Raw genomic sequence first — 13,567 nt, forward strand, 5'->3', positions numbered from 1 at the left:
TGGCGATGACCACGGCGGCTGCCGGCCGACAGGTGGAGCTGGAGATCGGTGGCATGACCTGCGCCTCCTGCGCGGCACGCATCGAGAAGAAGCTCAACCGGATGGACGGCGTCACCGCGACCGTCAACTACGCGACCGAGAAGGCCAAGGTCAGCTTTGACGGCGGCGTCGCCGTGGACGACCTCATCGCCACCGTCGAGGCGACCGGCTACAGCGCCGTGCTGCCCGCCCCTCCCGCTTCCGCCGGATCCGGTCCCGAGCAGTCCGCGCCCGACGAGCTCACGTCTTTGCGGCAGCGGCTGCTCACCGCGGTCGTGCTGGCCGTGCCGGTGATCGCGATGGCGATGGTGCCGGCGCTGCAGTTCGACAACTGGCAGTGGCTCTCGCTCACGCTCACCGCGCCCGTCGTCGTGTACGCGGCCTGGCCGTTCCACCGGGCCGCCTGGACGAATCTGCGGCACGGTGCCGCGACCATGGACACGCTGATCTCGGTGGGCACGCTCGCCGCGTTCGGCTGGTCGCTGTGGGCGCTCTTCTTCGGCACGGCCGGCATGACCGGGATGAAGCACCCCTTCGAGTTCACGATCTCCCGCGGTGACGGCAGCGGCAACATCTACCTGGAGGCCGCCGCCGGGGTGACCGCGTTCATCCTGGCCGGCCGGTACTTCGAGGCCCGCTCCAAGCGGAAGGCCGGAGCGGCGCTCACGGCGCTGCTGCAGCTGGGGGCCAAGGACGTCGCCGTACTGCGGGACGGACGCGAAGTGCGCGTCCCCACCGGCGAGCTGACGGTCGGTGATCGGTTCGTCGTCCGCCCCGGCGAGAAGATCGCCACCGACGGCACCGTCCGCGAGGGCAACTCCGCCGTCGACGCCTCCATGCTGACGGGCGAGTCCGTACCGGTGGAGGTCGCCCCCGGCGACGGTGTCACCGGCGCCACGGTGAACGCGGGCGGCCGGATCGTGGTCGAAGCCACCCGGGTCGGCGCCGACACCCAACTCGCCCGGATGGCACGGCTCGTCGAGGACGCGCAGAACGGCAAGGCCGCCGTGCAGCGGCTGGCCGACCGGATCTCGGCGGTCTTCGTGCCCGTCGTGATCGCGCTCGCCGTCGCGACCCTCGGCTACTGGCTCGGCGTGGGCGAGGGCGCCTCCGCGGCCTTCACCGCCGCCGTCGCCGTACTGATCATCGCCTGCCCGTGCGCGCTGGGACTGGCGACGCCCACCGCCCTCATGGTCGGTACCGGACGCGGCGCCCAGCTCGGCATCCTCATCAAGGGCCCGGAGGTCCTGGAGTCCACCCGCGCGGTGGACACCATCGTCCTCGACAAGACCGGCACGGTGACCACCGGCGTCATGACGCTCACCGAGGTGCACGTCGCCGAGGGCGAGGACGAGAAGACCGTGCTGCGGCTGGCCGGCGCCCTGGAGCACGCCTCCGAGCACCCCATCGCCCGGGCCGTCGCGACGGCCGCCGAGGAGCGCACGGGCGGCCCGCTGCCGGTGCCCGAGGACTTCGCCAACGTCCCGGGGCTCGGGGTGCAGGGCGTCGTCGAAGGACACGCGGTGCTGGTCGGCCGCGAGAAGCTGCTGACCGAGTGGACCGCGTTCCTGCCCGCGGACCTGGTGGCCGCGAAGGCCGCGGCCGAGGCCAAGGGCCGTACGGCGGTGGCCGTCGGCTGGGACGGGGCGGCCCGCGGGATCCTCGTCGTCGCCGACGCCGTCAAGCCGACGAGCGCGGAGGCCGTGACGCGGCTGCGCGCCCTCGGCCTCACCCCGATGCTGCTGACCGGCGACAACGAGGCGGTGGCGCGGGCGGTGGCCGAGGAGGTCGGGATCGCCGCCGACGATGTCATCGCCGAGGTCATGCCCGAGGACAAACTGGCCGTCATCAAGCGGCTGCAGGCCGAAGGCCGTTCCGTCGCGATGGTCGGCGACGGCGTGAACGACGCCGCCGCGCTCGCCCAGGCCGATCTGGGCCTGGCGATGGGCACCGGGACCGACGCCGCCATCGAGGCGGGCGATCTGACCCTCGTACGGGGCGACCTGCGGGTCGCGGCCGACGCCATCCGGCTGTCGCGCCGGACCCTCGGCACGATCAAGGTGAATCTCTTCTGGGCCTTCGGCTACAACGTGGCCGCCCTGCCGCTCGCCGCGGCCGGGCTGCTCAACCCGATGATCGCGGGCGCCGCCATGGCCTTCTCGTCCGTCTTCGTCGTCGGCAACAGCCTGCGCCTGCGCAGCTTCAAGGCCTGACTTCAAGGCCTGACTTCAGGGCCTGACTTCAGGGCCTGACTTCAGGGCCTGATCCAGCGCGCCTACTCGTCCGCGAGGAGCGCCGCCAGGTCGGCTTCCAGGTCGATGTGGCGGAGCTCGTCGCCGGGCGGGACGGCCGTGTACGAGCGGGTGAGGAAGTCCTGGACGTCCTCGGTGTCGAGCTGGAGCAGGGCGATGCCCTCCGGCGAGGAGAGTTCGATCATCGTCCGCCGCTTCCCGCACGGCCAGACGTGCACGTCGCCCTCGCCCGACGGCATCCGGAGCCCGGCCGCCAGCAGATCGCGGGCGAACGTCCAGGTGACGTCCAGGCCGTCGAGCGTCGCCGATGCCGGGAACGACATCCGCGCGGCCAGCGGGTCGTCGCACTGGTAGATCAGAGTCGCGGCGATGACGCGGTCCCCGGCCGGGGACGCGCAGAGCCGGGCCCGGAGGGTCTGGTCGATGACGGTCAGCATGAGGTGTCCCTCTCCCGCTGGGTAGTGTCCACTCCTCTCCAAGACAGGGAAATCGGGCCGGGGATTACGTGACTTCGGTCCCGATCGCTGTGATGTGCGCCACGTGCCGCTCGGGGCCGCTGTCAGAGGTGCGTGTGAGCATGGGGACATGACGGGCGACGGGGCGGTGCGGCGGATCGGCGGGGACGAGCGGCGGGCGCGGCTGGGGGTGCGGCATCTCCTGGCGCCGGGGCTGCGCGCGAAGTCCGCGGAGCAGGTCACCCGGTCGCTGGTGGCGCTGCACGCGACGGACGCGGCGACGGTCTATCTCTCCACGGCGGCCCGGCTCACCGAGCCCGGCTTCACGGATGTGGAACGGGCGCTGTACGAGGACGGTTCGCTGGTGCGGCTGCTGGCGATGCGGCGGACGATGTTCGTCGTCACTCTGGACTCCGCACCGGTGGTGTACGCGGCGGCGGCCCGCGCGATCGCCGTGAAGGAACGGGCCGGGTTGCTCAAGCACCTCGCGGAGGGCGGCGGCTGGGACGGCGCCTGGCTGTCGGAGGTCGAGGAGGCCGTGGTCGCCGCGCTGGCGGTGCACGGCGAGTCGACCGCCGCGCAGCTGGGCGGGTACGAACCGCGGCTGCGCGAGCAGGTGGTCATCGCGGCCGGAAAACCGTACGAGACCCGGCAGAACGTGGCGAGCCGCATCATCCGGGTGCTCGCGGCGGAGGGCAGGATCACCCGGCGCAGACCGGTGGGGTCGTGGACGAGCAGTCAGTTCCGGTGGGCGGTGGCCGAGCCGCTCTCCGAACCGCCCGCCGCCGAGGCGAAGGCCGCGCTGGCCCGTGACTGGCTGGCGGCGTACGGCCCCGGCACCGAGGCCGACCTCAAGTGGTGGACGGGCTGGACGCTGACGGACGTGCGCAAGGCACTGGCCGCGGTCGGCGCCCAGCAGGTCGCGCTGGACGAGGGCACCGGCTACGTACTCCCCGGCGATGTGGAACCCGCGCCGGCCGCCGCGCCGTGGGCCGCCCTGCTGCCGGGTCTCGACCCGACGCCGATGGGCTGGCAGCAGCGGGGCTGGTTCCTGCCGGACGAACACCGGCCCGCGCTCTTCGACAAGACCGGGAACGTCGGACCGACGGTGTGGTGGGACGGGCAGGTCGTCGGCGGATGGGCGCAGCGCCCGGACGGGGAGATCGTGTGGCGGCTGCTGCCCGGCCCCGGAAAGGGGTCGGGAAAGGGCGCGGGGAAGAGCTCGGGCAAGGGGCCCGGCAAGGAGGCGGTGGCGGCGATCGAGGCCGAGGCGGCTCGGCTCGGCGACTGGCTGGGGGATGTTCGGGTCACCCCGCGGTTCCGTACGCCGCTGGAGCGGAAACTGTCGGCCTGAGCGGACCGCGGGGGCCATGCGTGGCCCGGTGCCTTGCTGCCGTCCGGGGCGCGCCGGGAGTCATCAGAAGCCACTTATCGGACACATTCCGAGCACAATCCGAGCGTGGACACTTCCTGGCGGTCGCGCCTCACGTCGCTCCTGCGCGCCGTACGGTCCTACATCCGGAGCGCCCCCGGCACCTACATCTGGCTGGCCATCCTGTTCGTGACGACCGTCGTCATGCGCCATGTCTCGCCCTCCCAGCTGGACGAGCTGCTCGGCGAGCGGTCGACGAACCTGCACAACCTGTCGGAGGAACCGGTCAGGGCGCTGATCCGGAGCGCGCTGTGGATCAGCGGCGGCGGCTGGCTGTTCTACGCGTTCCTCTACACCGTCTTCCACGCCACCGCCGAGCGCTGGCTCGGCACCCTGCGCTGGCTGACCGTCGTCCTCATCGGCCATGTCGTGGCGACGTACATCAGCGAGGGCGTGCTGCTCTGGGCGATCCACCACGGCCGGGCGCCCGAGACCTCGGTCGACACCCTGGACGTGGGCGTGAGCTACGGCCTGGCGGTCGTCGAGGCCGTCCTGACGTACTTCCTCGTCCTCCGCTGGCGGTTCTTCTACGGCTTCTGCGTCCTGGGCTTCTACGGTCTCGCCCTGGTCCACGGCCGCACGTTCACCGACGTCGGCCACTTCACCGCCGTGCTGCTCGGCTTCGCCTGCTACCCGCTGACACGAGGGCGGCCGGGTCACCTGGACCCGGCCGCCGTCTTCTCCCGTGCCGTCCGGCTGATCAGCCGAGACGGATGAGCTTGTCCCCGAAGGACGGCTCCTTGAGGTCCGACTGCAGTGCCACCGGCACCTTGGTCTCGCCCGTACCGCTGCCGAGGCTCAGCGTGCCGACCTCGGTCCCGGCCTTCGCCGAGTGCGGAACGCCGGACGTGCCGGCCGCCAGCTTCAGATCGGACTTCAGGCCCGACCAGCCGATCGCCGTCAGATCCTTGGTGGCGACCACCGGGGTCTTCCCGCCGAGACCGTCGTCCACATAGCCGACGACGTCGCCCTTCTTCACCACCACGGCCGAGGCGAGCGCGGCGCGCGCGCCCCTGACCAGCGTGTCGCTGGTGGACAGGGCGTACTTCAGCATGTCGTTGGGCGTCGAGCCCTTGCGCTGCTGCAGCACCACACCGAGGATCAGCCGCGGCTTGCCGTCGATGGTCTTCTGCGCCGCCCACATCAGGGCGCCGGCCGCCGGGGTGCTGGAGCCGGTCTTGATGCCGATGACGCCCGGGGTGTCCGTCAGCAGCCCGTTGTTGTTGTAGATCCTGGACACGCCGGGGATGTCGGCGTTCTCCATGGCCACCACGGAGCGGAAGACCTCGTTCTTCATGACCGTCCGCGCCAGCATCAGCTGGTCGACCGCCGTGCTCTTCGTCGTCTCCTCGAACCCGCTCGCCCCGGTGTACGTGGTGTTCTTCATGCCGAGGTCGGTGGCGGCCTTCTGCATCTTGACGACGAAAGCTTCCTGCGTGCCGGAGTCCCAGCGGGCCAGCGCGCGGGCGATGTTGTTGCCGGACGGAATCAGCAGCAGCTCCAGCATCTGCCGCTCGGTGAACTCCTGGCCGAGCTTGACCAGCACCCTGGACTCGTCGACCGACGCCGCCTCGTCCGCGGCGGTCTGGTCGATCTTGATCTTCGGGCCGGTCTCCTTCCCCTTGAGCGGGTGGTCGCGGAGGATCAGGTACGCGGTCATCACCTTCGTGACGCTCGCGATCGGCACCGGGGTCTGCGCGCCGCGCACACCCATGTTCCCGACGCCTTCGACCTCGACGACCGACTGGCCCATCACGGGCCACGGCAGCGACAGCGGACCACCCTGGAAGGTGTACGAGGACGCCGAGGTCAGCGTCAGCGCCGGGGCCGGCAGCGGACGGAGCGACTGCGCGACCGCGACGGCGATCAGCAGCAGCACCACCAGCGGCGTCCAGATCTTGAACCGCCTGACCACCGTCCGCAGCTTCGTCTGGGGCGGCGGCGGAGTGTTCGTCAGCTCCGCCAGCAGCTTCAGCGGCTGCGCGGGCGCCGGCGGCAACGGCATCTGCCGGTGCCCTGCGGGCGCCTCGGGCTGCGCGTCGGGCTGCGCGTCGGGAGCCTGGCTGACGGCCCCGGCGCCGGCTGCCGGGGCCGAAGGGGTCGATGGGGCAGCGGGGGCGGACGGGGCTGCCGGGACGGCGGCTGCAGGGGCGGCCGGGCGCACCGGACGCTCCACCTCCGGCCATGCGAGGGCGTACGGCGACGCTGACTGCTCCTGTGAGACCCGCGGGGCTCCGCGGGGGATTCCGTGCGCGGGGCGGCCGGCACGCCCGCCGGGGCGCTCCTGGCGGCTTTCCACTCCGGCTTGCGGTCGGCAGGCTCGGCGGCGGGCGCGTGGACCGGCCCGGCCACCGGCTCCTGCGCCGGTTCTTCCACCGGTTCTTCCGCCGGCGCCTCCGCGGAAGCATCCCGGGGCTCGTCCTCGGGCTCGGACGCCGGCTCGTCCCGGGGCTCGTCCTCGGGCGTGGCAGGCGCTCGGGGTGCGTCGGACGCTTCGGACGCGTCCTCAGCACCCACCGGCCTTGCGTCCTCGGGCTCGTCGGCCGCCGGCTCCGGTTCCGCAAGCGAATTCTCGGGAGCGTCCACGGCCGGAGAGACGGGCGCATCGGCAGGCGCTGCGTCATCCGTCCCGTCGTGCGCGTCCTCGGGGACCGTAGGTTCCGCGATGGCGTCGTCCGGACCGGGTACGTCGTCCGGCGTATCCGGACCAGTGCCGGATGCAGACGCGCCCGACTGGCGCGGCAGGCTCCCGCGGCCGCTGTCCGCGTCCTCGCCACCGGCCCCGCCGGGGGTTCCGGAGGACACCGGGTGATCTTCAGGACGGGGGTCCGTGCCGGAGCCCGGGTCGTCGGACAGGCCGCCGTGCTCCTCGCGCACGGCTTCAGGCACCACATTCGGCCCACGGAACACCGTCAGCCTCGGATCAAGCGCCTTCTTGTCGGCCGCCACCCCCGACGACTCCTGCTGCTGCTCCCTGCCGGGGGACTCGCCCGCCACGCAGACCTCCTCCACACATCGCGAGGGGCGGTCCCGTGCACGACGCACGACGCCCCATCTCACTCCACCAGTTTCCAGTTCCCGGCCTGGAAGCCCCTAACAGACCCGCCGGAACCATTCGCGGCCCGTCTGCGACACCACCGCTCACCCCCTAGACGAGAACGACATACCAGTCGGTTCCATCCCGAACACTCCAGGCGCTCTCGACAGATGAATGTGAGAGGCGTCACCCTGTCATTCATCCACGCGGGGAGGCATGGATGGGCAAGAGCCGCAGAACGATTCCGGAAGAGCTGTTGCTGCTCGCTCTGGACCCGACGACCGGGACCACAGCGCAGCCGCAGTCGCTCGACCTCGGCCTCGCCGGGGCACAGCTCGTCGAGCTGGCCCTGGCTGGACGGATAGCCCCTGATGGGGATCGTATCGCCGTGGTACACCCACGGCCGACAGGAGATCCGACACTGGACTCCGCGCTCGAGCTGCTGCGCCGTCGTGGCAGTCCGGTTCGCGCTGTCCACTGGATCGGCGGGCCCCGCCTGGGGCTGCGCCAGACGTATCTCGCGCATCTGGAGCGGTGCGGCATGGTGCATGCCGTAGCGGGACAGATGTGCGGGGTGCTGCCGACGACTCGCTACCAGGCGAGCGACAGCGAGGTCAGCCGGGACATCAGAGCCCGGCTCGACAACGCGATCCGCACCGGCGTCCCGCCGGACCCGCGGACCGCGGCTCTCGCTGCCCTCGCCCACGCGGTGGGCCTCGGCAAGCACCTGTATCCGGGGAACGAGGGCCGGTCATCGCGATCGCGCCTGCGGGACCTGATCAGATACGACCCGATGGGCGGTCTCGTCGCGCACGCCGTCATGGACGTGCAGAACGGCGCCGCGGCACAGCCGAAGCGGGCTCCCGTGCAGGGACGGCCCGCGGCGGTGGGGTCGGCCGGGCACAACAGCATGGCCCGGGCCGGAGCGCGATAGCGGCGCCCCGGAGCAGTGCGCGGGGCGAAGTTCGCAGTTCGCGGTACCCGGCAGATGAGCAGCACGCAGACAGCAGGGACGGCAGGCAAGGGCACGGTGTCCGGCGGCAGGGACCGGACACCGAAGGCCCGCCGTCCTCAGCGACCCTCCCCCGGCCCTCGGGCCCGGGGAAATCCAGGGAGCCGCTACGACGCGCGGGGTGGGGCACCGGTCAACGCCGGTCCCCCACCCCGCGCGTTGCGTTTGCGCAGTTCGTACGACCAATCGCCAGCGCGGTGATGACCGGTAGTGGCAGGCTGCTGACCAGCAGTACGCACGCGGTAGGAAAAGCGTCACAAGTGCGGCAGAGAAGAAGTACGAGAAGTAGTCCGGAGCCGGAGGTGCACCACCCGTGGCGGCCAACGTTAATCCCACCGTCAGGCGACGCCGACTTGGATCGGAGTTGCGCAAACTCCGCGAGACCAAGGGGATGACCGCGGAGGAGGTGGCGGCCCGGCTGCTGGTCTCGCAGTCCAAGATCAGCAGGCTGGAGAACGGCCGCCGCAGCATCAGCCAGCGCGATGTCCGCGACCTGTGCGGCGTGTACGGCGTCGAGGACCAGAGAATCGTCGATTCCCTCATGCACATGGCGAAGGAATCCCGTCAGCAGGGCTGGTGGCACGCGTTCGGCGATGTGCCGTACAGCGTCTACATCGGCCTGGAGACCGAAGCGGAATCACTCCGGGTGTACGACTCGCTCGTAGTTCCGGGCCTTCTGCAGACCCGCAACTACGCCGAGGCGGTCATCGAGGGCACGCTGCCCGAGGCCACCCCCGAGCAGGTCGACAAGCGCATCGACATCCGGCTGCGGCGCCAGGAGCGGATCACCGACCCGGCCTCTCCGCTGCGGTTCTGGGTCGTCATGGACGAATCCGCGCTGCGCCGGGTGGTCGGCAGCAAGGACGTCATGCGCGAACAGCTCGAGTACCTCGTGCAGATGGGCTCACAGGCGCACGTCACCGTTCAGGTACTCCCGTACGAAGCCGGCGCACACCCCGGCATGTCGGGAAACTTCGCGATTCTCGAATTCCCGGACGCGACCGATTCCAGTGTGGTGTACATCGAAGGCGTGACCTCCGACCTGTATCTGGAGAAGCCGGTCGATGTCCACGGATACAGCGTGATGTACGAGCATCTCCGTGCACAGGCACTGAGTGCCGAAGCGAGCCGTCAGTTCATCGCGGACGCCGCGAAGGAATACGCGCGCTGAGGCGAGTTGAGGGTCGGCGAACCGTCAACACAGCTCTCCGACCCACCCTGGACTGGGAAAGGCGGGAGAGTACACCCCCGTCGGCTCAATACGGAAGAGTCACATGGAATATGCCATCCGGTCGAGTGAATAGACCCTGCGGTGGGTGATGTTGGCGAGTAGCTTCAGTCGCGTCAGAGCTGCACAACCAGAAAAGCTCGGAGCGATCATGGCAATTCAGCTGGGCAACACCAAGGCGTGGACCAAGTCCTCGCGTTCTCAGGGGAACGGCGCATGCGTGGAGGTGGCCTCACCCACCCTCAGCGCTGTCGCCGTCCGTGACTCCAAGGATCCCTACGGTCCGACCCTCGACTTCTCGCCGGAGTCCTGGGCAGCCTTCGTCACCGACGTCGGCCGGGGTTCGTACGACCTCGACTGACCCGGTGGGAGCAGCAGAACCGATCAGCAGTGCCGAAGAGCCCTCTCGTCCGGCCCGCCGTCCTGGCCGAGAGGGCCCACTGCGGGCCGTGAGAGGCCCGCACCCGGCTCCGCTAGCGGAGCCGGTCCACGTAGGTGTCCGTGCCGGGGACGGTGGGGACGAAGGGCGCTACCAGCTCGACGCGGCCCAGGCCGGAGGCGGCGACCTCGTCGTCCAGGCCGGTGAAATGGGCGTCCCACGCCTCGCGGGGATCCTGTTGCAGGAACCAGAGCAGCGTCAGACGGGTGTCGACCCCCTCGACCTGCTTCACGTACGTCATCCTGTCGCCGGGCAGCGGCGTCGGCTTGAAGATCGTCACCATCGCGGCCGGTGAGCCCGCGAGGCGCTTGGGCAGGTGCCGGGAGCGCAGCCACTCCAGCAGTTCCTCGCGCTGCTCGGCCGATTCGGCGTCGATGACCTCCACGACCAGCCCGGCGTAAGGGTGGTCGAGCGCGTGGAAGTCCCGGGGGCCGGCGGCGCCGTCGCGGTAGACGGTGGCGGAGTGGTCCTGGAAGGCCGTGAAGACATGGGTGCGGTCCTGGTAGACCCGGCCGTCCCGGTTGAGGCGCTTGTTGATGCCGACGGTCCACTTCATGTGGTCGTCGTAGCGGCCGGCGGTGACCCAGTAGGTGGAGATGTAGCAGCCCGCGGTGACGGGCTGGGCGACGGCGGACTTCTCCGGGTAGCGGAGCAGCTGCAGATCGCGGGTGGCGACCCAGCGGCGCCCGGCGTACATCCAGGGCATGGCCATCGCGCCCGCGATGAAGTGATCGTCCTCGTACCACCTGTTGTAGGCGTACTCATGGCCCGGCAGGGGTTCCACCATGGTGATCAGGGCGTGCCCGACCCGCACCCCGTACGGCCCGACGGAGGCCAGCTCCGCGTACACCTCGCTGCGCGTCTCATCTGTCATGCCTACAGGTGTAGCTGACGATACGTCAGATGGGGAGGGGTCGGTCGCGACCGCGCGACGGATCCGGCCGCGCGGGCTTGCCTGCCGAGCGGCACGCCGTCGCGAACCGTGCTCCTGTTTCGTATGTTGGTCAAATAGGTGGACACGCCACCGATTATTCGTAGGCTGCGCGCATGACGCGAATGCATCGAGCGAACCGAGCCGACGTCCCCGCCCTGGCCGCCCGCGCCGCTTCGGTCGGCGCGTCGCCGGTACGCGAGATCCTCGCGCTCACCGCGCGCCCCGAAGTGATCTCCTTCGCGGGCGGACTGCCGGCCCCCGAGCTCTTCGACGCCGAGGGGATCCGCGCCGCCTACGACCAAGTGCTCGCCGAGGCGCCCCAGCGCGTGCTCCAGTACTCCACCACCGAGGGCGACCCGGCGCTGCGCGGCGCCGTCGCCGCCCGGCTCGGGGCGCGCGGGCTCCCGACCGACGCGGACGACCTGCTCGTCACCGCCGGCTCCCAGCAGGGCCTGGCGCTCCTCGCCACCGCGCTGCTGGAGCCGGGCGACACCGTCCTCGTCGAGGACCCCACCTATCTGGCCGCGCTGCAGTGCTTCGGCTTCACGGGGGCGCGGGTGCTGCCGGTGCCGTCCGACGAGGACGGGATCGATCCCGCCGCACTGGAGGAACTCGTCGTCCGCGAGCGGCCGAAACTGCTCTACCTGATCCCGAACTTCCAGAACCCCACCGGGCGTACGCTCCCGCTCGCCCGCCGGCAGGCGGTCGCCGAGGTCGCCGCACGGCACGGGCTGTGGATCGTCGAGGACGACCCGTACGGCGAGCTGCGGTTCGACGGGGAGCCCGTGCCGTGGATCGCCTCCCTGGAGGCGGCCGCCGACCGCACCGTCCTGCTGGGCTCGTTCTCCAAGATCATGGCGCCGGGCATGCGGCTCGGCTGGCTGCGGGCGCCGGAGGCGCTGCGGCGTGCCTGCGTCATCGCCAAGCAGGCCGCGGACCTGCACTCGTCCACCGTCGACCAGGCCGCGGCGGCGCGCTATCTCGCCGACCGCGACCTCGACGCCCATCTCCACCGCGTGCGCGGCGCGTACCGCCTGCGGCGCGACGCCCTGCTGGCCGGCCTGCCGGCCGCGCTCCCGGCGGGCAGCGCCTGGAACCGGCCCGACGGCGGGATGTTCCTGTGGGTCCGGCTGCCGGACGGCTTCGACGCCACCGCCCTGCTGCCGGTCGCCGTCGCGCACGATGTCGCGTACGTCCCCGGTGCCCCCTTCTACGCCGGCCCCGGCGACCCGGCCACCCTGCGCATGTCCTTCACGACGCACACCCCCACCGAGATCACGGAGGGCCTGCGGCGCCTCGCCAATTCCCTGACCGAAACGTCGGCACCTACGGTGCGCCGACCCGTCCGAACGTGAGGTGACCGGGGCCGGCTGGGGGCGCCCCCGGCCGGAGGTTGAGGGGAGGGGTTACTCGAAATGCTGCCGAGCTATTTGTGGGCCGCTGGGGGCGCCCCCGGCCGAAGGTTGGGGGACAGTAAACAGTCGATGTCGAAGCCCCGCCCCGGAGGACCCCGGCACCGGCACCCGCCCGGCGCGAGGGTGGCGTTCTGGTCGACATGGCCCTAACCTGACGATCCGTCAGAACTGCTCGGGTCAGAACTGGAACCGCGCCGGAGGCACGCATGTTGCTGTCAGGAAAGACCGTGGTCGTATCCGGGGTCGGCGCCGGGCTCGGGCAGCGCGTGGCCGTCACCGCCGCGCGCGACGGCGCGAACGTGGTGCTCGGGGCGCGGACCGAGGCGCAGCTCGCGAAAGTGGCGGAGGAGATCGACCCCGAAGGGTCGAAGGTGGCGTGGCTCTCCACCGACATCGCCGAAGGCGACCAGTGCGAGGCGCTCGCGGCGCTGGCGGTCGAGCGGTTCGGCGGGATCGACGCGGTTGTGCATGTCGCCGCCATGGACGGCTACTTCGGCGGTCTGGAGGACGCGGACTTCGCCTCGTGGCAGCGGGTCCTGGACGTCAATCTGCTCGGCACCCTGCGGCTCACCAAGGCGTGCCTGCCGGCACTGAAGGCGCACGGCGGTTCGGTGGTGATCATCGGGACGCAGTCCGCGGTGGCGGCGCCCTCGCAGGTGCGGCAGGCGGCGTACGCGGCGTCCAAGGGCGCTCTGACGTCGGCCATGTACTCGGTGGCGCGCGAGCTGGGCCCGTACCGGATCCGGGTGAACACGGTGCTGCCCGGCTGGATGTGGGGCCCGCCGGTGCAGGCGTTCGTCCAGTTCTCGGCACACACCGAAGGCGTGTCCGAGGACGAGGTGCTGGGCCGGCTCACCGAGCGGATGGCGCTCCCGGAGCTGGCGACGGACGGGGACGTGGCGGAGGCCGCGGTCTTCCTGGCCTCCGACCGGGCTCGTGCGATCACCGGGCAGTCGCTGCTGGTGAACGCCGGCGAGCTGATGCGGTAGCACTCGGCGGCAACGCGGCCCGGCGTCCCTCCAGGACGCGGCGGACACGCAGCGGCAATCGGCGCGACCGGCCCCCTCCTCTCTCTACCGCGCGGGATCCCGTTCCCGCGCGGTACTTCGTCATGCCCCGCAGGACGTCCAGCGAAGTGCCCGCTCATCGTGTGTTCGCGGTCACGGTCACGACAATGCCAAGGAAGGTCAAGAACGAGTAAAATCGTTCGGCTTTCTGATTTCTGTTCAGACTCTTGAACGCGGAGACCCTTGACCGACCGCCCTGACAGGGGGTTCAATCCCGGAAGTCCCCACTCCCGCACGGGGGCACCCGCCGCAGCGAA

General features: G+C 71.0%; 11 protein-coding genes. 8 read left to right on the forward strand and 3 right to left on the reverse strand.

The features are described 5' to 3' along the window. Nucleotides 1-5 precede the first annotated feature (5 nt). Nucleotides 6-2,252 (forward strand): heavy metal translocating P-type ATPase, encoded by a 2,247-nt coding sequence (locus tag C8250_RS19775; protein WP_187145297.1) that lies wholly within the window; start codon nt 6-8, stop codon nt 2,250-2,252. A gap of 62 nt (nt 2,253-2,314) precedes the next feature. Here C8250_RS19775 and C8250_RS19780 read toward each other — a convergent pair whose 3' ends face one another. Beyond that, a complete protein-coding gene (locus tag C8250_RS19780) occupies nt 2,315-2,728 on the reverse strand; it encodes an SsgA family sporulation/cell division regulator (RefSeq protein ID WP_138359345.1) in 414 nt (137 codons plus the stop codon). Nucleotides 2,729-2,876: 148 nt separating this feature from the next. Between C8250_RS19780 and C8250_RS19785 the strand changes: the two genes are divergently transcribed. Continuing rightward, nucleotides 2,877-4,100 (forward strand): winged helix DNA-binding domain-containing protein, encoded by a 1,224-nt coding sequence (locus C8250_RS19785; protein ID WP_138359343.1) that lies wholly within the window; start codon nt 2,877-2,879, stop codon nt 4,098-4,100. Nucleotides 4,101-4,205: 105 nt separating this feature from the next. Then, nucleotides 4,206-4,895: a rhomboid-like protein gene (locus C8250_RS19790; protein WP_138359341.1), complete on the forward strand. Its 690-nt coding sequence runs from the start codon at nt 4,206-4,208 to the stop codon at nt 4,893-4,895. On the opposite strand, the gene C8250_RS19795 is transcribed toward C8250_RS19790, so the two are convergent. Then, the gene (locus C8250_RS19795; protein WP_187144909.1) at nt 4,879-6,183 is read right to left on the reverse strand and encodes a D-alanyl-D-alanine carboxypeptidase; all 1,305 of its coding nucleotides are present in this window, start codon (nt 6,181-6,183) and stop codon (nt 4,879-4,881) included. The genes C8250_RS19790 and C8250_RS19795 overlap by 17 nt on opposite strands. A gap of 1,252 nt (nt 6,184-7,435) precedes the next feature. Here C8250_RS19795 and C8250_RS19800 point away from each other — a divergent pair. The 3 genes from C8250_RS19800 to C8250_RS19810 all read left to right on the forward strand — a co-directional run bounded on the left by C8250_RS19800 (nt 7,436) and on the right by C8250_RS19810 (nt 9,816). Further along, nucleotides 7,436-8,149, forward strand: a complete 714-nt coding sequence (locus C8250_RS19800) for a GPP34 family phosphoprotein (RefSeq protein WP_138353593.1) — start codon at nt 7,436-7,438, stop codon at nt 8,147-8,149. 391 nt (nt 8,150-8,540) lie between these two features. Continuing rightward, nucleotides 8,541-9,398 carry a helix-turn-helix transcriptional regulator gene (locus C8250_RS19805; protein WP_138353592.1) on the forward strand — a complete coding sequence of 286 codons (858 nt, stop codon included), beginning with the start codon at nt 8,541-8,543 and terminating at the stop codon, nt 9,396-9,398. 208 nt (nt 9,399-9,606) lie between these two features. Continuing rightward, nucleotides 9,607-9,816 carry a DUF397 domain-containing protein gene (locus tag C8250_RS19810; protein ID WP_138353591.1) on the forward strand — a complete coding sequence of 70 codons (210 nt, stop codon included), beginning with the start codon at nt 9,607-9,609 and terminating at the stop codon, nt 9,814-9,816. A 112-nt stretch (nt 9,817-9,928) separates the two neighbouring features. Here the strand turns inward: C8250_RS19810 and C8250_RS19815 are convergent, their stop codons facing one another. After that, nucleotides 9,929-10,768, reverse strand: coding sequence for a hypothetical protein (locus C8250_RS19815; protein ID WP_138353590.1), 840 nt, complete (start codon nt 10,766-10,768; stop codon nt 9,929-9,931). Between the two features lie 173 nt (nt 10,769-10,941). Between C8250_RS19815 and C8250_RS19820 the strand changes: the two genes are divergently transcribed. Both C8250_RS19820 and C8250_RS19825 read left to right on the forward strand, forming a co-directional pair. Beyond that, nucleotides 10,942-12,183: a PLP-dependent aminotransferase family protein gene (locus C8250_RS19820; RefSeq protein ID WP_138353589.1), complete on the forward strand. Its 1,242-nt coding sequence runs from the start codon at nt 10,942-10,944 to the stop codon at nt 12,181-12,183. A gap of 266 nt (nt 12,184-12,449) precedes the next feature. Beyond that, nucleotides 12,450-13,232 carry an SDR family oxidoreductase gene (locus tag C8250_RS19825; RefSeq protein WP_138353588.1) on the forward strand — a complete coding sequence of 261 codons (783 nt, stop codon included), beginning with the start codon at nt 12,450-12,452 and terminating at the stop codon, nt 13,230-13,232. Nucleotides 13,233-13,567 lie beyond the last annotated feature (335 nt).

The organism is Streptomyces sp. So13.3, from assembly GCF_005860785.2.
Taxonomy (GTDB): Bacteria; Actinomycetota; Actinomycetes; order Streptomycetales; family Streptomycetaceae; genus Actinacidiphila; species Actinacidiphila fildesensis.